Consider the following 20,886-nt stretch of genomic DNA (forward strand, 5'->3'; position numbering starts at 1 on the left):
GATAGGTTCGAGGTGGAAGCGCAGCAATGCGTGCAGCTGACGAATACTAATCGGTCGAGGGCTTATCCAAATCAGTGAAACAACAGCCGGTCAGCACGGCATATCGTTCGATCCAGTTTTCAGGGCGCAAGCCTACGCCTTGAGTAATGCAGCACGTTTGGTGGCGATGGCGGAAGGGAACCACGCGTACCCATCCCGAACACGACCGTTAAGCCTTCCAGCGCCGATGGTACTTGGACCGCAGGGTCCTGGGAGAGTAGGACGTCGCCAAGCACAATGCAAATCGTACCGTCACATCCTCGGATGTGGCGGTTTTTTGTTGTTCTCAATGATTGTATCCATGTTTTTCTGTACGGGGTTATTTCACTGGGTTAGGACCATACTACGATCACGGACTAATGAATTGGGCGGTGATGGGTATGAATTTTCGGGGAAATCTGCTGAGCATAATAGGTACGGCTCTCGGCACTGCTGCACTTATCATGTTGGGAGGATGTACGATTGCTATACAACCTCCAACTTCCCAGCCTCCAGCTGCTGAGAATAAAGCATCCGATAAGCCAGTCGCTTTAGCGGAAGCTGCACTGTCACCAACCAAGCAAGTTAAAAGTCCTCCAGTGATTTCCCTCAAGGAGCCTGTACACGGAATTTATGTCTCGGGGTACGCAGCCGGTAGCACCAAGGCAATGATGCGTTTGAGGGAGCTCGCTCGAAAAACAGAAATCAATGCGATGGTTATTGATATCAAGGATGATTACGGATTACTTACTTATGCATCTAACATCAAGCTTGCGAACAAATTGGGCACGGATAATCGGCCGATTATTGCTGAGCCACGCAAGCTGATCAATGAGCTGCATAAGGATGGCATATACGTCATTGGAAGACAGGTTGTGTTCAAAGACGCGCTTCTTGCTGGCAAAGTGCCGGATTGGGCGATTCATGAAAAGAGTGGCAAAGTATGGCGTGATGCAAAGCGAAAAGCTTGGATTAATCCATATCGAACTGAAGTTTGGAAGTATAATGTGGCAATTGCCCGTGAAGCTGCTAGCTTGGGCTTCGACGAAATTCAATTCGATTATGTCCGCTTTCCGGCGAATAGCGCTCGTACAGAAGCAAAGCTCGACTATAGACAAAAAGAGGGGAGTAAAAGCGAAGCCATCCGGCGTTTTCTTCAGCTTGCCTCTCGCCAGCTCCATAAAGAGGGAGTAAAAGTTTCGGCTGATGTATTCGGACTTGTGACATCTTCTCCAGATGATATGGGTATCGGGCAATCTTGGCGCGCGGTCGCTTCAGAAGTGGATTCCATCTCCCCTATGGTCTATCCATCTCACTACTCTCAGGGCATGTATGGCATTGCAAAGCCTGATTTAAGCCCTTACGAAGTCATTCACAAGGCAATGACAGACGCCTCAGCTCGCAACCGCTACTTGCTGCAGGAGGGGATTAAACCAGCAACGATCCGTCCATGGCTGCAAAGTTTCACAGCTTCTTGGTTACATCCGCATATGGAATATGGAGAGCGTGAGGTCAGAGAGCAGATTCGAGCGGCACATCAGGCAGGCGTCGAAGAATATCTGTTATGGAGTCCTCGCTGCGTTTATCCACTTTCCTCGCAGTCTGCTCTTTCCCGCTCTTGATCCTTAGGTATGATAGGGATGAAATGGAAGGGGCGAATGGTTGAAAATCCGCATGAAAGCAGGATTTTCCTTGCCTTGACAGCCCTAGACCCCTCTGCTAAGATGGTCAATAATATATTCGGCAAGCTATAAGAACTAGGAGGAAACTATTCGTGTGGGAAACGAAATTCGCTAAGGAAGGCCTCACATTTGACGATGTGCTGCTTGTACCTCGCCGTTCGGAAGTGCTTCCGCGGGAAGTCCAGGTAGCCACTCGGCTCAGCGACACGGTGAAGCTGAACATTCCGCTCATCAGCGCCGGGATGGATACCGTTACAGAGGCTGCACTGGCGATTGCGCTGGCTCGTGAAGGTGGCATCGGTATTATTCATAAGAACATGAGCATTGCCCAACAGGCGGAAGAGGTTGATCGCGTTAAGCGTTCAGAGAGCGGAGTTATTACGAATCCTTTCTCCCTTACTCCAGATCATCATGTATACGACGCAGAAGAGCTCATGGGCAAATACCGGATTTCCGGCGTACCCATCGTTAATGAGGAAGGCAAGCTGGTCGGTATTTTGACCAATCGCGATCTTCGCTTCGTACACGATTACTCCATGAAAATCAGCGATGTCATGACCCGCGAGGAACTGGTAACTGCTCCTGTAGGCACGACGCTTCAACAAGCTGAGGGGCTGCTACAGAAGCACAAAATCGAGAAGCTTCCACTCGTTGATGAGAATAATATTCTCAAAGGCTTGATTACGATCAAGGATATTGAGAAAGCGATCCAGTTCCCAAAAGCTGCTAAGGACAAGCAAGGCCGTCTTCTATGCGGTGCTGCGGTAGGCATTTCTAAGGATACGCTGGAACGTGCGGAAGCACTTGTACAGTCTGGCATTGACGTGCTCGTGGTCGATTCTGCACACGGTCATCACATTAACATCATGGAGATGGTCCGCACACTTAGAGCTCAATACCCGGAGCTTACGATAATTGCCGGCAACGTGGCAACCGCCGAGGCAACTCGTGATCTGATCGAGGCTGGAGCATCCGTCGTTAAGGTCGGCATTGGTCCTGGCTCGATTTGTACGACTCGTATTATTGCCGGTATCGGTGTACCACAAGTCACCGCTATCTACGACTGCGCAACGGCTGCCCGTGAGTATGGCATTCCGGTCATTGCAGATGGAGGCATCAAGTACTCAGGTGATATTACCAAGGCGATTGCCGCTGGCGCGAGTGCTATTATGATCGGCAGTCTTTTCGCAGGTACGGAAGAGAGCCCTGGAGAGTCCGAAATCTACCAAGGCCGTCGCTTCAAAGTTTACCGCGGGATGGGCTCGCTTGGAGCCATGAAAGAAGGCAGCAAAGACCGTTATTTCCAGGAGAACGAGAACAAGCTTGTTCCTGAAGGCATCGAAGGACGCCTAGCTTACAAAGGGCCACTGGCAGATACCGTGCATCAGCTGGTCGGCGGACTGCGCGCAGGTATGGGTTACTGCGGTACAGCTTCGATCGAAGAGCTGAAAAATGACACTTCCTTCATCCGCATTACCGGTGCTGGTTTGCGTGAAAGTCATCCGCATGATGTACAAATTACGAAGGAAGCTCCGAACTATTCGCTTTAAGCAAATTGGGGCTCTCTTAAGAGCAGAATAAGATCGTGCAGCAGGCCATTGCGGCCTGCTTTTTTTGTTGCAAAGCGGCTTTTTTAAGCCGAGAGGATGGAAGGTTTGGCTATCACCGAATGGAAAGAATCGAGGAGAGAAGGCTCCTTTTCGGCTCCAAGCAAAGCAAAAACATCCCCTCTCTCGTTAATCGTATGATACAATAAAAGCTGGACAAACCCAGTGTGAAGGAGAGAATACACGTTGAAAGTAAGACTTACTCCGATAATTGCTAAACCATTCATCTCCGCTATCATGGCGGCATCCCTGCTCGCCGGTTCCGGCGTGGCTACATTTGCTCTTCCGACTGCTTATGGGGCAGCTACCGATAAGACTACGAACACTGCTCCTGCAGCCAATGCTGCTCCTGCTGCTCAGGATGTAATTCCTACTTACCCAGATAAGAACCCAAGCAAAAACCAATTAGATCTAGCTCTCTCAGCTGCTATATTAATCGATGCTAACACAGGCCAACTGCTATACAGCTATAATATTGATAAAGCAATGGCACCCGCAAGCATGACCAAGATGATGACGGAATACATGGTTTTGAAAGCCATTAAAGATGGCAAGCTTAGCTGGGATCAACAAATTTCCATTAGCAAAGAAGCTTCCAGCACGCCAGCGGATGGCTCTCAAATTTATTTGGCTGAAGGCGATACACATACCGTCAAAGAGCTGTACACAGCTATGTCTGTAGCATCAGCCAATGATGCAACTGTTGCTCTCGGCAATGCGCTTGGCGGTACGGAAGCTGGATTTGTAGCCATGATGAACGAAAGAGCCAAAGAGCTTGGTCTCAACACGGCCAACTTCACTAGTTCAACCGGTTATCTTGATTCAACCGTCATTGCCGCCAAAGATATAGCGAAGCTAGCGATGATTATTTTGAAGGAGCATCCTGAATTCCTGGAATACTCCCAAATTCCATCCATCAAGTTCCGTGAGCGGGATGAAAATCCCATGATCAACAATGACTGGATGCTGGAGAGCAATAAGGGCATTGATAACTTTAAGCAATACACTTATGACGGCGTTGATGGAATGAAAACAGGTTTTCTCACCATATCCGGTTATAATTTCACTGGAACGGTTAAGCGTGGCGATACAAGGCTGATCAGCGTTGTATATGGAGCCAGCAATAAAGGCAAGCGTTTCCTCGAGACACGCAAGCTGTACGACTGGGCTTTCACCAATTTGGAGCGCAAAACGCTTGTTCAACCTAAGGCGGTAGTAGAATCCGCTGAAAAGGTCAAACTATCCAAAGGAAAAAGCAAGTCCGTCAACCTGGTTACGGGAGCGGATCTGACGCTACTGGTTAAAAAGGGATCTGCTGCTCAGGCAACTCTGAAAAGCACTGCGCTTCCGGCCGATGGAGAGCTGGTTGCTCCAATTAAGGCAGGGCAGAAAATCGGAACAGCAACTTATGAATTCAAAGACCCAGATTCAGGTGTTTTGGTCACGAAAAAGATCAACCTTGTTGCAGCTGAAGATGTAGCAAAGGCAGGCTGGTTCTCGCTCATGATGCGCGGCATTGGAGAGTTTTTCTCCGGACTGTTCAAAGGGATCGTGAATTTGTTTTAATCGGTTGTAGCCCCGGGGCGTACATGATAGAATTTGGATTAATCAACTCGGAATAATCCGCTAGGATTGATCAGACCATAGGAGGCAATGGAATCATGTTGGAAACAGGTACTTCGCGCGTGAAGCGCGGCATGGCAGAAATGCAAAAAGGCGGCGTCATTATGGACGTCATGAACGCAGAGCAAGCTAAAATCGCTGAAGCGGCAGGTGCTACGGCAGTTATGGCGCTTGAGCGCGTGCCTTCCGATATCCGTGCTGCTGGCGGCGTTGCCCGCATGGGCGATCCGACGATTTTGGAAGAAGTCATGAAGGTTGTATCCATCCCGGTTATGGCTAAGGCTCGTATCGGCCACTATGTAGAAGCTCGCGTTCTTGAAGCTCTCGGTGCCGACTACATCGACGAGAGCGAAGTACTTACGCCAGCCGATGATATCTACCATATCGACAAACGTGAGTTCACCGTGCCATTCGTATGCGGCGCTAAGGATCTGGGCGAAGCTCTTCGTCGCATTCAAGAAGGTGCTGCTATGCTTCGTACAAAAGGCGAGCCAGGAACAGGCAACATCGTTGAGGCCGTACGCCACATGCGTCTGATCATGAGCCAAATTCGTAAAGTTCAAGGTTTGTCGAAGGACGAGCTTTATCATGAAGCTAAAAACCTCGCTGTAAATTACGAGCTGCTGCTTGATGTACATGAATCCGGCAAGCTGCCGGTCGTCAACTTCGCTGCTGGCGGCGTAGCGACTCCATCCGACGCAGCGCTTATGATGCATCTGGGTGCAGACGGCGTATTCGTAGGCTCTGGTATTTTCAAATCCGATAGCCCTGAGAAATTCGCTCGCGCTATCGTTGAAGCAACAACTCACTATACCGATTACAAGCTGATCGCCGAAGTGTCCAAGAACCTGGGCGCACCGATGAAAGGCATTGAAATTTCCAAGCTGGCGCCGCATGAGCGTATGTCCGATCGCGGAAATTAATTTCCAATCGTTGATATAGGTTAAGATCAAGGAAGAAGGAAGATCAACATGGCACAGAAGATAGGTGTTCTTGCTCTTCAAGGTGCAGTGGCGGAGCATATCCGTTGCCTGCAAGAGGTAGGAGCGGAAGCTGTTGCTGTGAAACGTACGGAAGAGCTGAATGAGCTCGACGGCCTCGTTATACCTGGCGGTGAGAGCACTACGATCGGCAAGCTGATGCGCAAGTACGGCTTTATCGAGGCAATTCAGGCGTTTCATGCGCAGGGTAAACCACTGTTTGGAACTTGCGCGGGACTGATTGTGCTTGCCAAGGAAATTGAGAACGGCGAAGAGGCTCATCTGGGCTTGATGGACATGACCGTTGTACGCAATGCTTTTGGGCGGCAGCGGGAGAGCTTCGAGACGGAGCTGGACATCAAGGGTATCGACGAGCCGGTGCGTGCGGTGTTCATCCGCGCGCCGCTGATCGGCCGTGTAGGCGAAGGAGTGGACGTTCTCTCTGTCTACAAGGATGAGATCGTAGCTGCCCGTGAGGGAACGCTGCTGGCGGCGTCCTTCCATCCGGAGCTTACGGATGACTATAGGCTGCATGCTTATTTTGTGGATATGGTCCGCGAGGCTTCCCAAGCCAAGGCAAATGCATAAGTGAAGCGACAGGGTGGACGGATGCCGTCCGCCCTTCCTTCTTTTAATTTATATCGATGAAGGGTGAGAATATCGTGCTGGACGTAAAATTGCTGCGTAGTGATTATGACGGGGTCGCAAAGGCGCTGACCGATCGCAAAAAATCGCTGGAGCTGATTAGTGCCTTTCCGGAGCTGGATGCGAAGCGTCGCTCCATCATCCAAGAGGGCGAAACGCTCAAAGCGCGCCGCAATGCGGTATCCCAAGAGGTTGCCAAGCTCAAAAAGAGCGGTGGCGATGCCGAAGCGCTGATCGTGGAAATGCGCGAAGTTGGCGATCGGATCAAAGAGCTGGATGAAGAGCTTCGCGTACTGGATGAAGAGATGGAAGGCATACTGTTGGCCATTCCGAATCTTCCCCATGAGTCTGTGCCGATCGGTGGCGGCGAAGAGGATAATGTTGAGATTCGTCGTCACGGTGAGCCAACTTCGCTGGACTTTGAGCCTAAGGCTCATTGGGATCTGGCTGAGGATCTGGGCCTGCTGGACTTCGAGCGTGCTGCCAAGGTAACCGGCTCGCGCTTCGTGTTCTACACAGGTCTTGGCGCCCGTCTGGAGCGCGCTCTGCTCAACTTCATGATGGATCTGCACAGCGACCAGCACGGTTACTCGGAAGTTCTGCCTCCGCAAATCGTCAATCGCGACAGTCTTGTCGGAACGGGCCAGCTACCTAAATTCGAAGAGGATCTGTTCAAGATCGAGGACAGTGAGTATTATCTGATCCCGACTGCTGAAGTTTCTGTAACTAACCTGCACCGGGAAGAGATATTGCCTGCTGAGGACTTGCCTAAGCGTTTTGTCGCCTTCAGCGCATGCTTCCGCAGCGAGGCGGGAGCGGCCGGACGCGATACGCGCGGGCTGATCCGCCAGCATCAGTTCAACAAGGTGGAGCTTGTGAAGCTTGCTAAGCCAGAGGAGTCCTACGACGAGCTTGAGTCGATGACTCAGAACGCTGAGCGCGTCCTGCAGCTGCTTGGACTGCCTTACCGCGTCCTACAGCTTTGCACGGGTGACATGGGCTTCTCCGCAGCTAAAACCTATGATCTGGAGGTTTGGCTGCCGAGCGCTGGAACGTATCGTGAGATCTCCTCCTGCTCGAACTGCGAGGACTTCCAAGCTCGCCGTGCCGGCATTCGCTTCCGCCGTGACACTAAGAGCAAGCCGGAATTCGTTCATACGCTGAACGGCTCTGGTCTTGCGGTTGGACGCACTGTGGCGGCGGTATTGGAAAATTACCAGCAAGCGGACGGCACCATTGTCGTGCCGGAGGTGCTGCGTCCTTATATGGGCAGCATCGAGGTCATTGGACGTCGTAGCTAATGCTTAGGGCCGTCTCCTCCGAAAGGGGAGGCGGCTCTTCTGTTTGTAAAGAGCCATTTTCTGCTACGAAATGGTTGCCTGAGAAATATGATTGTGATACAATGCTCGGGTAAGTCTTTCACTGTGGAGAGGTACCGAAGCGGTCATAACGGGGCGGTCTTGAAAACCGTTAGGGTGCAAGCCCACGTGGGTTCGAGTCCCACTCTCTCCGCCAGCTTGAATATGATCACCCGGACGCTGTTGCGTTCGGGTGTTTTTGTGTTCTTGAAAGTTCCAGCAGTCGTCAAGCATAGAAGGCGGGCCTTGGTCGCAATCTAGATAATGGAGGTGGAAGGCGACCATGAGCAAAGTTGATGAGCTTAAGCTGGATCAGACCCGCCTGGCAAATGCCTGGAGGGAAACATTGCCGACCGTCTTGAATGCTACAGACCGCTGCGAGGTATTCGAGGACGAAGGTGATGATCACTCGCTGCGCGTAACGATTCATGGAGCGGGGCATCAGATGTACTCTTATGATTTTAAAGTAACCTATGTTGACAGCCGTGAGGTCCAGATTGAGCTGATCGATGTGGATCAGGATAAAAAATCAATCGACGAGCGCAAAGAGCTTGTGCAGCAGCAGGTATCCGATTATATCCGCCATCTGCATGAGTGTGCGCAAGCTTTGCACCGTCTGACTAAAGTCTAACGGGAGGCATCAATATGACTAAAAATAAAAGCGCTGTTGATAAAAACCTGCAAAATGTCGTGAAGGACCTGGAACAGGAGCCTGTGAATGCTCATAACGCTAATCAGTTGCAGCAGCATTCCCAGGATCGCCGTCATCAGGACAATTTGAACCATGAGAATGAAACCGACCTCGGCCATCAGCTGAGCTGAAGGAATGGCTGGTTATAGCCCATAACGACGATAAGGAGGCTGAAATGGATGAGTAAGCCTGACTCCATACCGGTGTCCAACCCGGATGAAGACCGCAAGGCATCCCGTAGCAAGGATCACGGCCAGCCGCAGGCGCCTATGTCTGGAAGCAAAAAGGTGAAAAACCGGAACCATGTTGATCATCACAATCCAGAGGGCGGCTAAAAGCCATTGTGGATTGAAAATAGAGCTGTTCCCTTTGAGGGGAATGGCTCTTTTTGTTATACTGAAAGTTATTCACATCGCGACAAAATAAGCTATGTTGTTCTCGGTCTTATTCATCGGAAGCTGGCGATGGTAGAATAAAGAGAGACTTTCTTTTTGAAGCTTGAACGATATTGAGGAGGAACAAAGTTGAAGTTGATTACACGATCATGGAAGCAAGCAGCTGTCGTTCTTAGTACAGCGGCATTGCTGACGGTCGCAGGATGCACAGGCAACGACGCATCACCCAAAGCGGAGCTGGAACAAGCGATGGCAAGCCTGAGCGCTGCCAAGTCCTATACGTTTAACACGACGGCTGAATTCAAGCAGCTGCAGTTACCCAATGCAGGGCAGCAGCCACCAAGTATGGATGCAGCAGGAGTAGCGAGCTTGATGAACGGGCTCAAGCTGACGATGGATGGTGTTTACCAGAAAGAACCTATGCGCACGGATGCCAACGTTAAGCTGACGCTGCCAGGCAATCTGGAACTAACGCTTCCAATGATCATGACGAGCGAGAAGATTTATATACAGGTGCCTTCTTTACCAACGATAATTCCGAAGGAGCTTGTCGGTAAGTATGTCGTCCTTGACATGGCGAAGCTGGCCGCAGAGCAGGGACAGGCAGCGAAAGCTTTGGACCCTTCACTGCAACAGCGTCTCGTTCTGGAAGCGGGAGCTGCGTTTATCAAACCTTTTGACGAGAAAACGTACTTCAAGAGTCTTAAGGCAGATGAGGCGGGACTGCCCGCGGATCTGAAGCCGGACTCAGTCGTGCAATTCTTGCTCGACTCCTCTAACAAGGATCAGGCGATCACAACAGCGGTAGAGCAAGCAATACCTGCCGTGCTGGATGTATTGCTTGGCAATGAAGCCTATCTCAATGCTGTTGGACTCGACAAAGCCAAGGCGGAGGAGAACAAAAAGCAGTTGGCAGAGGGCCAATCGGAGCTGTCCAAGAAGGTAAAACAACAGCTCAAGCTGAATCAGTTCAAACTTATCGGAGCCGTGAAGGATGGCAAGCTTGCCTACCAGAACGTTGATGCCAATGTTGAATATAGCGACCCCCAAGGGAAGGGTAACCTGAAGCTGGTTATGAACAACGCGACCACTTACAGCAAGATGGATGAAGCAGCGGCGTTCACGCAGGAGATTCCAACGGACGCCATCTCGGTGGAAGAGCTGATGAAGCAGATTAATGGGGATGTTGGAATGTCGATGCAGTAAGTGAGGACTGCTCTGGCTGGCCTTTGCGGGTAGGTTGGCGTGGTTGAGTTGTATAAGCAAAGAGCCTACTCCATTTGTGGAGCGGGCTCTTTGCTTAATAGTAAGAAGGGCTACTTCTTCGTATTTAATACGGATAGGACGTTAATGAGCAGCAGGTAAAGTGGATAAACGATGACACCTGCAAGAACTAGCAAGCCAATTACTGGTACTGGCTTTTCTCCCGGATTTGTTAGGGGGAACAATACTGCGAAACCATATATAAACAAAGCTAAATACGGGAGCCAAAGAATCAGTGAAAAGTACCTTATCTTTAGCCCCTTCATTATCTTTTTCGTAGCCCAATAAAATAAGATGGAAGCAGCAATAATGAATATGACTATGAGTACTACAACCCCATCGAAGTCTAACCGATTATCGGTTAATCTTATTATTCTATACGTGTTGGCGAGCAGTTCAATTACGACGAAGATTCCGAATGCATATGTAGCACTTATAAAGTTTAACCGAATGAAAGGGGTCACTTTGTTTCACCTCGGCGTTCACAAGGAATAAAAAAATTGCGGGTAAATGCCCCGCAATTTTGAAGTGATAGGCTCATGCTCTTATTTGCACACGTAGTTGGCCAAGACGGTTTGCAGCTCGTAAATATTCAGCGACTTGTTAAACGTCTTCGAGACTGGCAAAGGATTGCCGGATACCCAGAACTTAAGCTCTGCGTCCAAATCGAAGGTGCCCGCTGTTTCAATTGCAAAATGAGTGATGCTTTTGTAAGGGTAGGAATGATATTCCGTTTTTTTGCCAGTAATTCCTTGTTTGTCGACAAGAATCATTCTGCGGTTAGTGAATATAAACATGTCGCGGACCAGCTTGTAAGCTTTCTCTACGCGCTCATCATTGCTGAGCATATGCTGGAATTCCTTCTGTACCTCAGCTTGGGAAAGCTCTGACGCATTACCCATCAATCCATCAAATAAACCCATTTCAGCACTCCCTCTCCTTAACCCTGATTACTTTATTACGAATTATTCCATTAAAAGGTTCCTTTATTATTATCGTATATCGAGATCAGCATGATTAGGATTGCCTCTCACTTAAGTTCGCTTAACATAGCACAGGTTTGAACGGGTATGATGTCGCCGCATCTTTGGGTTTGCGGGGGAATCCCTAATGAGAGTTTTATGCGTCAATGATAGTTAAGCTTGTTGCGGTTGTCCCCCATGTTACCGGTGCACTCGCCGTGACGTTGATGATGGAGGTTCTAACGACATATATGTTCCCGGAAAAAGCGGTTTGTACCCGGAGTGTGAATTCGATGAAACCTGCTGGGTTGCCATTCAAGTTATACCCAAGGTAACTGGCAGTGACTCGCACATCTCTATTTAACACAGTCGGCACACTGAAAAAGTTTTGTCCGCCAGAGCGATTCAGGATGCTGGACGGGGTGGGCGGTGTAGCTCCTTGAGTGAGACCATTGAGTTGGAACCTGATGGTTTCCGAGTTGTTGGTAATGGTGAAGCTTCGAGTGGATGAGATGGAGGATGATCCATTATCATCGTCATCCGATCCGTTATTAATCCGATTGCCGTTATTCCAGCTGCAAAAAGCACTCGTGACGATCACGAGCAAAATAAACAAAACTAGAACCATTCCCATACTTGAACCTTTAAAATTGCTGATTCCTACGCGTTCATAATCCATGTTAAATCCTCCCAATTAAGTTCTCTCGATATAGTATGAGAGAGTAAGAGGTATGGACATGGATAGAAACCTATAATTAATAGTTTACGGAGGAAGAGCGAGTTTATCTTTTACAGGTTGTTGTGGCAAAAAGAAAAACCCTTGCTCCGCAAGGGTTGTGGGTTCATATATTGGCGCGCCCGATACGATTCGAACGTACGACCTGCAGTTTAGGAAACTGTCGCTCTATCCTGCTGAGCTACGGGCGCGCATCAGAGTTAATATAGCATGCTTACACCGGCCCATGCAACTAAGTTACTCATCCGCTTAAGAGGTGAGCGTCAGATGTCGGCCGCGGATGCTGCTCCGCCGAACTGCTACCGGGTAGAGAATACCATCGCAGGTACGGAACCCGGTTCTGAATACATAATGACTGTCTTCTGCCGCTTGCAGGCGGCCGCTGTCCAGACAGTACACGAGGCCCACCGAACTGCGGCTAGCTGCTGGAAGGCGATCGAGCTTTGTTTTTCTTTGCCAATCTGCCAATTCTCATACCCTCCCCGAAGAACCGATTCTCAAGTGTATGAGGCGGGACAGGCCAATAGAACGGCAAGCAAAAGCTGGGCAAGAGCGGAAATTACCTATGAGAGCAAGGCTTGTGAATGTAAAATATATCTGTTATATTCGAACTATAACAAACAAAAAAAGACTGAAAGGAGGCTTGTTCAATGATTGTCACATTGGATTACGAGTCAGAGCTGCCGCTGTATAGCCAACTGTACGACGAAATCGTGAGAGGCATTGCCGAAGGCTCCGTCAAACCGGGAGACAGCTTGCCATCCGTGCGAAGCCTTGCAGGTGATCTAAGTATCAATCTGCATACGGTAAACAAGACGTATCACTTGCTCAAACAGGAGGGATACGTACAAATCCACCGCCAGAAAGGTGCTGTTGTGCAGCCGCATGGCTCCGCCAAAGCAACCCCGGAGTTCCTCGGCCGGATGGAGCGCCAACTGCGATCCCTTGCCGCAGAAGCGGTATGTCGCAGCCTGGATGAAGAGCAATTTGTAGCGCAATGCCGATCCATTTATCGCGAGCTAAAAGGGGGAAGTGCGACATGAATTCTATGACTGCTAGCTGGCTCGTGATGGGTGGAGCCTATTTACTGGTGACAGCCGCCTCTGTGTTGCAGCCTTATATGGCGCCGCGCAATATTCTATTTGGCGTATCGGTGCCCGATGCAAGACGGGAGGATGATGAGGTCGTCCGGCTGAAAAGGTCCTATGTGTCCAGCGTACTTGGAGCGTCCGTACTTATAGCTGCCATCACCATCGTACTTGTGATGATCAATGGATCCTCGCAAGAAGAGCAGGTTTCCATCTGGTTCACCGCTCTTCCTATCGGCGCTCTGCTGCTGCAATTGGCGTTCTCAGGAGGTTGGTTCGTGCTTAGCCATAGCAAAGCGCTGCGCTTGAAGGAAGAGAGGGGCTGGGAGGCAGAGGAGACGCGCAAAGGTTCCGCAGCTCTCAAGCCTCGCAGCCAGTGGCAGATTGCTTACCCGCTGACCTGGTTCCTTCCCCATCTGCTTGTTATTGCAATTAGTGCCGGAGCGGCATGGTTATTTTATGATCGCATCCCTGAACAGATCATTATGCACTACAATGCACAAGGCTTTCCGGATCGGATCGAAGAGAAATCCCTCTGGTCTGTGTTCCAGCTCAACTTCGTTCAGATCGGGATGCTGGCCGTGTTCCTTTTTTCTAATTACAGCACCCAGGCTGCCCGCGCGAAGCTGCATCCAGACGCACCAGAGGAGCATCGTGAACAGCAAATCCGCTATCGTCGTGGAATCTCACTTCTGATGTTGCTGCTAGGCTTGGGCATTGTTATCTTCATGGGGATGATCCAGGCTTTCACGCTTTATGGAGGTAACCAGCAAGGAGGTGCACTGATCGGTGTGGCGGGCATGATTCCGTTGCTGTTATCGGGTGCCGCTGTTTTCAGCCTCATGCGTTTGGGCAAAGACCGTATTGAGGCGCCGCGTCCTGGAGAAGATGGAAGCTGGAAGGCCGGCATGTTCTATTGGAACCGCAATGACGCCTCAATTTTCGTGGAAAAGAGATCAGGCCTCGGGTTCACGCTTAATTGGGGGAATCCGATTTCTTGGATATTCCTTGGCATCATAATTGTACTTATAATCGTTTCATTGATTATAGGTACCCAGAACTAAGATTTGATCCTTAAGGCGTATATAAATACTAGTGTTTGTCGATTAATTCTCTCATTTTCCCAACTTTCGTCGACAAGTTCCTACAAACAAATAGCTCCTGTTACAGGTATAATAAGGTAACATGACGGATCAGGCCATTGGGCGAGGAGCGAAGCTTGAAGGAATCGATGAGCAATTACGAGATGCTTGAACGATTGCAGGTGTTGCGGAGAAGGCTCCATCAGGCTGCAGAAGAGAGAGGCAGCTTAACCGATCCTATCGTGCTTGCTATCAGCGAGGAAGCGGATCAATTAATTGTGGTGTTGCAACACCAGCAGCGTGAAAAGAGAGTTGGATCGATAACGAAGCAAGGGCCCCTGTCCCGGTAGCCACAAAGCGAATTAATCGCTTGGCACCAGGCAGTAGGCCCTTGTTGCGGTTAAAGCGTAGTTTTCTTTTTGACACGTAGCATTCGAAAGAAGTCCGTGAGCAGAGCAGCACATTCCGCCTGCAATACGCCTGAGATCAGCTCGGCCTCGTGGTTGAAACGGGGCTCTTGCAGCAAATTCATCAGCGTTCCGGCACAGCCGGCCTTGGGATCCGGCGTCCCGTATACGACCCGCTTAACCCTGCCTTGCACGATTGCGCCTGCGCACATCGGACAGGGCTCCAACGTCACATACAGCGTGCAGTCGAGCAGCCTCCAGGCGCCGATTGCTTCGCTAGCCTCACGAATTGCCAGCATCTCCGCGTGGGCGGTGGAGTCCAGCAGCGTCTCTCTAAGGTTATGCCCCCGTCCGAGGATCTCACCGTCTCGCACGATAACGGCTCCGATCGGAACCTCGCCGATGGCCTCAGCCTTGCGGGCTTCGACTATCGCTTCCCGCATCCATAATTCGTCTTCAGCTAGATGATGCAAGTTTCAAATTCCTTCCCTGACGCCGGCCTGAAACGGCCGCAATTGAAGTTTTGCTCCAATTGTCCCTTATCTTCATTCTCAATGCAACCCGGCTTGTACACAAAAAATGTGTATAAATGATATTGCTATTCTGAGCTTCCGTTAGCTTAGCGATAATCGACGAGTGCGCACGCTTTAGATGTCGAAAAATCACGAATTATGCAGCGAACAAACATTCTTTTGTTAACATGTTGTGCACAAAATTGTGGACAACTTTGAATTTTTTGAATCTTCCTTGCAAATATCCACGAACTATTTGTGTAAAACTTCAGCGAAATGTGGATAACACCCTCGTTTTGTGGACAAACATGTTGATAACTTTTCGGGCCTTGTTTCAATGACAGATGATTTCCGTCTAAAGTCCTGTTATGGCTAGCGACAATATAGTATCCCCTCAAGTGCCACCATATTTGTGATATGATCGGAAAAGAGCAGATGCTGACGACAAAGGATGTGGCCCGGCAGTGACGGTAAAAACGAGGCTTTCTTTATTCATTTCGTTGCTAGTCGGCTTTATGCTGGTGCTGAACCTGGGCATCAATGATTATTTTATCTGCAAAACGTTGCAGAAGCAGTATGACCGGTTCACGGAAAATGTATCCGTCCAAACGGTGGAGATGTTCAAGGCGTATTGGAAAGGAACGCACTCCTCGTTAAGTGCTGCTTCCAATCATCTGGTGCTGGCAACTCGCGTGGCAGAACAGACATTCGGCGAAACGATTCCTGATGAAGAGCAGCTAAAGGAAGTGATAGAGCAAACGGGTGTTTCGGAGCTGGAGGTGCTGGAGCAGGTAAAGGGAAGATTAATTGTAAGGGCTTCCATGGTTGGAGGCCGCCATGGGCAATACGAGTCTATTCAGTCTCAGTGGGAGCAAAGCGAGGGAACTGCTGGCGAAGGAGATAGGGAAGGCTTTTTTATGGATAGCGTCCCCCGTGGGACGGAGGACCTCGTGTCCGGTTATTACATAGGAGATAAATCCCCATTCATTATTCGGGCAGCAGTGCCTTTAAGAGGTTTCGGGCCGGAAAATGCCATTCAACAGGTAACCCATTATGAACCGCAGGTGTTGGAGATCGGACTATGGGAGGTTAATGGCGAGGGTGAACCCAAACTGGTCCATGGCGCTGGAACTTACTTTGCGGGGGAGATCGGACAAGGGCTACTGCGGGGGAGCGGTCAAGCGATAGCATATGCGAAGGTTCCAGACAGCGTTGTTATGCGTAGCAGCTATCCATTTGAAGTGGAAGGCACTCCATATAGACTCAGTCTGGCTATAGAACGTGTAGATATCGGCATCCTTTCCCGATTGCATGCGCGCAATGAGATGTTCAGCGCGGTAGGGATATTCATCGTGCTTATGATAGGCACCTGGATCATCATTCGGGCTACGTTGAAGCCGCTTCGGTCTATCGTGCGCAAGGTTGGTGAAGTTGCGAATGGCAGCTTCGATCCCCCGCTTAAAATGGGACGACGTGACGAAATCGGAGAACTGGCACAGCAGATCAACGTCATGTCGCATAATTTGAAGAAGCATACCGGAGAGTTGAAGGCAGCCTCGGATGAAAATGAACGGATTAAGGAACAGCTTGAATCCATTATTGAAAATACAGTGGACTCCATCGTTATCATCGGGATGAATTGCAATCTGATTAAAGTTAATCGTTCCTTCTGCCAAATGTTTGGCTACGCGGAGGAAGAGGTGCTGTTCCGGGGTATCAAGGAATTTGTCGATCCAGAAAACACATGTTTTACACAGGAGGACATGCTCGAATTAATAAATGGTGGAACGCTTCTACCTCGTGAGGATGTGTGGAAGCGACGCGACGGGGAGTATATCAAGGTTAGTGCCAGTCTAAGTGCCCTCCGCAGCAGTTCCGGAGAAGTTTGGGGCTTCGTAAGCGTTCTGAGAGATATTTCTACCAAATCCCAAATGGAGGAGCTGCTTAGACGTTCTGAAAAGCTGACTACAGTCGGACAGCTTGCTGCTGGAGTAGCGCATGAAATCCGCAACCCGCTCACGACACTGCGCGGTTTCCTGCAGTTGCAGCAGGAGAGCGGCAAGCTCAATCTCAGGCATAATGATATTATGCTGGCAGAGCTCGATCGGATTAATCTGATCGTCAGCGAGTTTCTTATTTTGGCGAAGCCACAGGCCGCTCGGTATGAGGTGAAAGATGTACGCTTCGTGCTCGGGGATGTCATCTCATTGCTCGACAGCGAAGGACATCTTAAAAACGCCATTTTTCATACCCGATTCATTCATGAACCATGCCTGATCTCCTGTGAGGAAAATCAGCTGAAGCAGGTGTTCATCAATATTATTAAAAACGCGATTGAAGCGATGCCTCAAGGAGGAAATGTCTACTTCGATATCGAGCGTCCTTCAGCGGATTCTTTCACTATCTGCATCACCGACGAAGGTGTTGGTATTCCCGAAGATATCATTCCACGCATCGGCGACCCATTCTTTACAGCAAAGGAGACTGGAACCGGTCTTGGCATCATGGTTAGTCAGCGCATTATTCAATCTCACAAAGGGACGATGCATATTAGCAGCAAGCTTGGAGAAGGGACATCGATTACGCTTGTGCTGCCTGCTTTTGTGGAGAAAATCGGATAGGAGCGCACGGTTAGGCAACCGACAAACGACCGGGATTCCGGAGCGGCAGTGTGGTACAATAGGTCCATTAGCAGCGTCTGCGGCGGGGCCGTGTCGCATGGGATATGAGGTGTCAGGTAGCGGATGCGTATTAATAAGTGGATAAGTGAGACTGGCTATTGCTCCCGCCGGGAAGCAGACAAGCTGGTCGGTGATGGGCATGTGAGAATCAACGGAGAACTGGCACTGCTCGGCAGCCAGGTGGAGGCCGGAGACGAGGTCGCTATTAAGGGACAGCTGCTCTCCACGCATAGTCGACATGTGTATCTTGCACTCAACAAGCCGGTTGGCATCACCTCTACGACGGAGGCGCATGTGTCTGGCAATATTGTTGATTTTGTTGGCCACAAGGAGCGGATCTTTCCGATCGGCCGATTGGACAAGGATTCCGAGGGACTTATTCTTATGACGAATGACGGCGACATCGTGAACCGGATTCTACGGGCGGAGGGTCGCCACGAAAAGGAATATATCGTGACCATCGATCGCCCCGTTACACCGATGTTCCTCAAAGGAATGAGCGAGGGAGTCCGTATATTAGGTAGCATGACCCTCCCCTGCAAAGTAACCCGAGTGAGCGAGCGGGTGTTCCGCATCGTTCTGACTGAGGGTAAAAACCGCCAAATTCGCCGTATGTGCAGCGCCTTCGGGTACAAGGTGCGGCGCCTGCAGCGGGTACGCATCATGAATATTAGCATCGGCAATTTGCCGACAGGCAAATGGCGTGAATTATCCCGGGACGAGCTTCAGGAGCTATTCACGGAGCTGAGCTACGAGCCCGCGCCGCCTACGAGTAGTTCGGGTGGTTGAGGCTGCAAGGGTTTAAGCGTCAGCCGATGCCGAGCTGTTAGGTACATAAGTTAAAACATAAAACCCCGCTGTCCCCTGTAGATCAGGAGACAGCGGGGTTTTATGTTTTGGGCAGTTGTCCAGTTAGCTTAGCTTGCTGGAAAGGTAACGGGCAACGGTCACTTGAAGCCGGAGGAGATCATAGTGGCCGCAGAAGGCTGGCCGTAGTTGCGAATAATGGAAACCTCGACACGGCGGTTTTTGGCGCGGCCGGCATCAGTGTCATTAGTTGCTACAGGGTCGTATTCCCCGTTGCCGATGGCGCTGAACCGCTTTGGATCCAGCTTGTCGTTGAGCAGAAGCACATCCATGAAGCGGACCGCACGCATCGAGCTCAGATCCCAGTTGGAGTGGAACTCTGAATTGCTGATCGGCTGATTATCCGTATGCCCGGATACCATAACTTCGTAGCTCGGGTACTTTTGCAAAATGTTGCTGATAAACATGCCAAGCTTCTCCGCTTCCGGCTTGATTGTTGCGTTGCCGGAGGGGAACAGCGCCCGGTCACTGATCGTGATCATCAGGCGGGACTGGTTGAGCTTCGTCTCAAGCGAAGTGCTCAGGCCATTGGAATCGATATACTGATCAACCTGGCGTTTGAGCTTCTCGAGATCTTCCTGCTCTTTTTTCATTAGTTCCTGCATCGCTTTGTCCAGGTTAGTTGCGCTCACCTGCTGCGTCGACTCATTCTGTTTCTTGGAGCTGTCTTCCTTAGCCTGCTCGTCGGACACCAACGCCTGAGAATCAGTTGACTTGTAGCTCTCCAGAACGCCGTTGCCTCCGGACAAGGCAACATTGAAGGCTTTGCTCATCTCTTCGAACTTCTTGGCGTCAACGGTACTGGATGAATACAGCACGATGAACAGTGCCAGTAGCAACGTCAGAAGATCCGCATAAGGAATGAGCCAAGATTCGTCTACATGCTCTTCATGTTCTTCGTGTTTACGCTTCTTGCTCAATGAGCTTCCCTTCTTTCGAGGCTTGCATTTGGATGCGCTCCTTCGGCGACAGGTAGACGGACAGCTTCTGGTTGATGGCGGTCGTCGAGACGCCGGACTGGATCGAGAGGAGACCTTCTACCATCATCAGCTTCAGCTGGGATTCACGCTTGGACATACGTTTGAGCTTGTTGGCAATTGGATGCCAGAGTACATAACCGGTGAAAATACCGAGCAGCGTCGCGATGAATGCACCTGCGATCGCATGAGCCAGCTTGGTCATGTCGCTCATGTCCGACAAGGCAGCGATCAGACCGACGACGGCGCCAAGTACGCCGAGTGTCGGGGCGTAGGTGCCAGCTTGAGTAAACAACAGAGCGCCGGTTTTGTGGCGTTCTTCCATAGCGCTGATGTCCTCGAGCAGCACGTCACGGACGAAGTCCTGGTCATTGCCGTCGATTATCATGCGCATGCCGTTTTTGAGGAAAGGATCCTCGATTTCATCAACCTTCGTTTCTAGAGCGAGCAGGCCTTCGCGGCGGGTAATGCTTGCCCATTCCGCGAACATGGTGATGAGGTTCTGGCGGGTGATCAGCTTTTGGCTGATGAAGATAAGTTTGAGCAGCTGTGGAAATTTGGCCAGCTCGGACATCGGGAAGCCGATAAAGAGAGAAGCGGCAGTTCCCACAATAATAATCATGAACGCCGCAGGGTTGACCAGATTGTAAAGTCCGGCTCCCTTGAGCACCATGCCGACGAGAACTGCGACAAGACCAAGCACAATACCAATAACAGTTGATTTTTCCATAATACACCCCGTCCAAGTTGTAAATGCGGGAGAGCGGATGATGAGAAACCATCACGCTGCATGGGCCCGTTTCTCTTATATATCGACGCTCCTGTGGGGTGAGATTAGAGAAATTTTTGCAGAACGATAGTCACATTGCGTTAGAAGCTTGCATAACGGTGTACAATAGTAGCATTGTTTCGATGATGCAGAAGAAGGAAGGGATGACGGATGGGCGTCAGGCATGCAAGAGAATACAAGGAAATTTTGGATGATTTGACCGACGCAGTAAGCGCGATTCGCGATAGTTACTCCTTTTTTGAGATGACCAGCGAGGAGTGGGGAGAGCTAGGGGACATCGAAAAACGCGAGGTCATGGAGGCGCTTGCGGATGATGTGTTCTACGGACTTGGCGAGGAGTCAGTCCTTCATGTCGGACAGGGCGTCGTCGCTTACAAGCCCAAGTTCCATGTTATCGAGGTTATGGTGGACGACAAGGAAGCGCGGATAGTTCGATTGGTTTAGGGTGGAAATGACAAATGGCCAACCAGAACATGCTGGTTGGCCTAATTATACAAATAGCTATGTAAGTGGTTATGTAAG

22 protein-coding genes, 2 tRNA genes and 1 rRNA gene are annotated in these 20,886 nt (G+C 50.2%); 18 read left to right on the forward strand and 7 right to left on the reverse strand.

Annotation, left to right across the window (positions count from 1 at the left end; translation table 11 throughout):
• Positions 1-156 precede the first annotated feature (156 nt).
• The 12 genes from rrf (at position 157) to CGZ75_RS16940 (ending at position 10,205) form a co-directional block, all read left to right on the forward strand.
• Positions 157-273 (forward strand): 5S ribosomal RNA (rrf, locus tag CGZ75_RS16890).
• A 146-nt stretch (positions 274-419) separates the two neighbouring features.
• On the forward strand, positions 420-1,640 hold the full coding sequence (locus tag CGZ75_RS16895; RefSeq protein WP_245850889.1) for a putative glycoside hydrolase: 1,221 nt from the start codon (positions 420-422) through the stop codon (positions 1,638-1,640).
• Positions 1,641-1,792: 152 nt separating this feature from the next.
• On the forward strand, positions 1,793-3,250 hold the full coding sequence (gene guaB / locus CGZ75_RS16900) for an IMP dehydrogenase (protein WP_089525421.1): 1,458 nt from the start codon (positions 1,793-1,795) through the stop codon (positions 3,248-3,250).
• 243 nt (positions 3,251-3,493) lie between these two features.
• Positions 3,494-4,873: a D-alanyl-D-alanine carboxypeptidase family protein gene (locus tag CGZ75_RS16905; RefSeq protein WP_089525422.1), complete on the forward strand. Its 1,380-nt coding sequence runs from the start codon at positions 3,494-3,496 to the stop codon at positions 4,871-4,873.
• 95 nt (positions 4,874-4,968) lie between these two features.
• On the forward strand, positions 4,969-5,853 hold the full coding sequence (gene pdxS, locus CGZ75_RS16910; protein ID WP_217900074.1) for a pyridoxal 5'-phosphate synthase lyase subunit PdxS: 885 nt from the start codon (positions 4,969-4,971) through the stop codon (positions 5,851-5,853).
• 48 nt (positions 5,854-5,901) lie between these two features.
• Entirely contained in the window at positions 5,902-6,498 is a 597-nt protein-coding gene (gene pdxT / locus CGZ75_RS16915; RefSeq protein WP_089525423.1) for a pyridoxal 5'-phosphate synthase glutaminase subunit PdxT, read from the forward strand.
• Between the two features lie 74 nt (positions 6,499-6,572).
• Positions 6,573-7,856, forward strand: a complete 1,284-nt coding sequence (gene serS / locus CGZ75_RS16920) for a serine--tRNA ligase (RefSeq protein ID WP_089525936.1) — start codon at positions 6,573-6,575, stop codon at positions 7,854-7,856.
• A gap of 125 nt (positions 7,857-7,981) precedes the next feature.
• Positions 7,982-8,070, forward strand: a tRNA-Ser gene (locus tag CGZ75_RS16925).
• A gap of 126 nt (positions 8,071-8,196) precedes the next feature.
• Positions 8,197-8,544 carry a hypothetical protein gene (locus CGZ75_RS16930; protein ID WP_089525424.1) on the forward strand — a complete coding sequence of 116 codons (348 nt, stop codon included), beginning with the start codon at positions 8,197-8,199 and terminating at the stop codon, positions 8,542-8,544.
• A 14-nt stretch (positions 8,545-8,558) separates the two neighbouring features.
• Positions 8,559-8,735, forward strand: coding sequence for a hypothetical protein (locus CGZ75_RS25390; RefSeq protein WP_172832805.1), 177 nt, complete (start codon positions 8,559-8,561; stop codon positions 8,733-8,735).
• 48 nt (positions 8,736-8,783) lie between these two features.
• The gene (locus CGZ75_RS16935) at positions 8,784-8,939 is read left to right on the forward strand and encodes a small acid-soluble spore protein P (RefSeq protein ID WP_089525425.1); all 156 of its coding nucleotides are present in this window, start codon (positions 8,784-8,786) and stop codon (positions 8,937-8,939) included.
• 189 nt (positions 8,940-9,128) lie between these two features.
• Positions 9,129-10,205 (forward strand): hypothetical protein, encoded by a 1,077-nt coding sequence (locus tag CGZ75_RS16940; RefSeq protein WP_089525426.1) that lies wholly within the window; start codon positions 9,129-9,131, stop codon positions 10,203-10,205.
• A gap of 602 nt (positions 10,206-10,807) precedes the next feature.
• Here the strand turns inward: CGZ75_RS16940 and CGZ75_RS16950 are convergent.
• The 4 genes from CGZ75_RS16950 to CGZ75_RS24680 all read right to left on the reverse strand — a co-directional run bounded on the left by CGZ75_RS16950 (position 10,808) and on the right by CGZ75_RS24680 (position 12,428).
• The gene (locus CGZ75_RS16950) at positions 10,808-11,185 is read right to left on the reverse strand and encodes a PH domain-containing protein (protein ID WP_089525428.1); all 378 of its coding nucleotides are present in this window, start codon (positions 11,183-11,185) and stop codon (positions 10,808-10,810) included.
• Positions 11,186-11,381: 196 nt separating this feature from the next.
• On the reverse strand, positions 11,382-11,903 hold the full coding sequence (locus tag CGZ75_RS16955; protein WP_089525429.1) for a YjcZ family sporulation protein: 522 nt from the start codon (positions 11,901-11,903) through the stop codon (positions 11,382-11,384).
• 171 nt (positions 11,904-12,074) lie between these two features.
• Positions 12,075-12,151, reverse strand: a tRNA-Arg gene (locus CGZ75_RS16960).
• A gap of 58 nt (positions 12,152-12,209) precedes the next feature.
• Complete coding sequence (locus CGZ75_RS24680) at positions 12,210-12,428, reverse strand: hypothetical protein (RefSeq protein WP_141136803.1); 219 nt, start codon at positions 12,426-12,428, stop codon at positions 12,210-12,212.
• A gap of 182 nt (positions 12,429-12,610) precedes the next feature.
• On the opposite strand from CGZ75_RS24680, the gene CGZ75_RS16970 reads away from it, so the two are divergent.
• The 3 genes from CGZ75_RS16970 to CGZ75_RS16980 all read left to right on the forward strand — a co-directional run bounded on the left by CGZ75_RS16970 (position 12,611) and on the right by CGZ75_RS16980 (position 14,480).
• Positions 12,611-13,003, forward strand: a complete 393-nt coding sequence (locus CGZ75_RS16970; RefSeq protein ID WP_089525431.1) for a GntR family transcriptional regulator — start codon at positions 12,611-12,613, stop codon at positions 13,001-13,003.
• Entirely contained in the window at positions 13,000-14,112 is a 1,113-nt protein-coding gene (locus tag CGZ75_RS16975; RefSeq protein WP_176444890.1) for a DUF1648 domain-containing protein, read from the forward strand. The genes CGZ75_RS16970 and CGZ75_RS16975 overlap by 4 nt, the downstream gene beginning before the upstream one ends.
• 155 nt (positions 14,113-14,267) lie before the next feature.
• Positions 14,268-14,480, forward strand: a complete 213-nt coding sequence (locus CGZ75_RS16980; RefSeq protein WP_245850890.1) for an aspartyl-phosphate phosphatase Spo0E family protein — start codon at positions 14,268-14,270, stop codon at positions 14,478-14,480.
• A gap of 50 nt (positions 14,481-14,530) precedes the next feature.
• On the opposite strand, the gene tadA is transcribed toward CGZ75_RS16980, so the two are convergent.
• The gene (gene tadA, locus CGZ75_RS16985) at positions 14,531-15,010 is read right to left on the reverse strand and encodes a tRNA adenosine(34) deaminase TadA (RefSeq protein WP_281255116.1); all 480 of its coding nucleotides are present in this window, start codon (positions 15,008-15,010) and stop codon (positions 14,531-14,533) included.
• Positions 15,011-15,513: 503 nt separating this feature from the next.
• Here tadA and CGZ75_RS16990 point away from each other — a divergent pair.
• Positions 15,514-17,670 (forward strand): ATP-binding protein, encoded by a 2,157-nt coding sequence (locus tag CGZ75_RS16990; RefSeq protein ID WP_089525433.1) that lies wholly within the window; start codon positions 15,514-15,516, stop codon positions 17,668-17,670.
• 123 nt (positions 17,671-17,793) lie between these two features.
• On the forward strand, positions 17,794-18,519 hold the full coding sequence (gene rluF, locus CGZ75_RS16995; RefSeq protein WP_089525434.1) for a 23S rRNA pseudouridine(2604) synthase RluF: 726 nt from the start codon (positions 17,794-17,796) through the stop codon (positions 18,517-18,519).
• A 158-nt stretch (positions 18,520-18,677) separates the two neighbouring features.
• Here the strand turns inward: rluF and motB are convergent, their stop codons facing one another.
• Positions 18,678-19,517 (reverse strand): flagellar motor protein MotB, encoded by an 840-nt coding sequence (gene motB, locus CGZ75_RS17000; protein WP_089525435.1) that lies wholly within the window; start codon positions 19,515-19,517, stop codon positions 18,678-18,680.
• A complete protein-coding gene (gene motA / locus CGZ75_RS17005; protein WP_089525436.1) occupies positions 19,501-20,304 on the reverse strand; it encodes a flagellar motor stator protein MotA in 804 nt (267 codons plus the stop codon). Before motA ends, motB begins: the two co-directional genes overlap by 17 nt.
• 210 nt (positions 20,305-20,514) lie before the next feature.
• On the opposite strand from motA, the gene CGZ75_RS17010 reads away from it, so the two are divergent.
• Positions 20,515-20,808, forward strand: a complete 294-nt coding sequence (locus tag CGZ75_RS17010; protein WP_089525437.1) for a hypothetical protein — start codon at positions 20,515-20,517, stop codon at positions 20,806-20,808.
• Positions 20,809-20,886: the final 78 nt, after the last annotated feature.

It is taken from the genome of Paenibacillus herberti (genome assembly GCF_002233675.1).
In the GTDB taxonomy this organism is placed as follows: Bacteria; Bacillota; Bacilli; order Paenibacillales; family Paenibacillaceae; genus Paenibacillus_O; species Paenibacillus_O herberti.

Coding starts and splice junctions, on each gene's coding strand:
- CGZ75_RS16895 (WP_245850889.1), top strand. CDS start 420: ATGAATTTTCGGGGAAATCTGCTGAGCATAATAGGTACGGCTCTCGGC.
- pdxS (WP_217900074.1), top strand. CDS start 4,969: ATGTTGGAAACAGGTACTTCGCGCGTGAAGCGCGGCATGGCAGAAATG.
- pdxT (WP_089525423.1), top strand. CDS start 5,902: ATGGCACAGAAGATAGGTGTTCTTGCTCTTCAAGGTGCAGTGGCGGAG.
- CGZ75_RS16930 (WP_089525424.1), top strand. CDS start 8,197: ATGAGCAAAGTTGATGAGCTTAAGCTGGATCAGACCCGCCTGGCAAAT.
- CGZ75_RS25390 (WP_172832805.1), top strand. CDS start 8,559: ATGACTAAAAATAAAAGCGCTGTTGATAAAAACCTGCAAAATGTCGTG.
- CGZ75_RS16935 (WP_089525425.1), top strand. CDS start 8,784: ATGAGTAAGCCTGACTCCATACCGGTGTCCAACCCGGATGAAGACCGC.
- CGZ75_RS16950 (WP_089525428.1), bottom strand. CDS start 11,185: ATGGGTTTATTTGATGGATTGATGGGTAATGCGTCAGAGCTTTCCCAA.
- CGZ75_RS16955 (WP_089525429.1), bottom strand. CDS start 11,903: ATGGATTATGAACGCGTAGGAATCAGCAATTTTAAAGGTTCAAGTATG.
- CGZ75_RS16970 (WP_089525431.1), top strand. CDS start 12,611: ATGATTGTCACATTGGATTACGAGTCAGAGCTGCCGCTGTATAGCCAA.
- CGZ75_RS16975 (WP_176444890.1), top strand. CDS start 13,000: ATGAATTCTATGACTGCTAGCTGGCTCGTGATGGGTGGAGCCTATTTA.
- rluF (WP_089525434.1), top strand. CDS start 17,794: ATGCGTATTAATAAGTGGATAAGTGAGACTGGCTATTGCTCCCGCCGG.
- motA (WP_089525436.1), bottom strand. CDS start 20,304: ATGGAAAAATCAACTGTTATTGGTATTGTGCTTGGTCTTGTCGCAGTT.
- CGZ75_RS17010 (WP_089525437.1), top strand. CDS start 20,515: ATGGGCGTCAGGCATGCAAGAGAATACAAGGAAATTTTGGATGATTTG.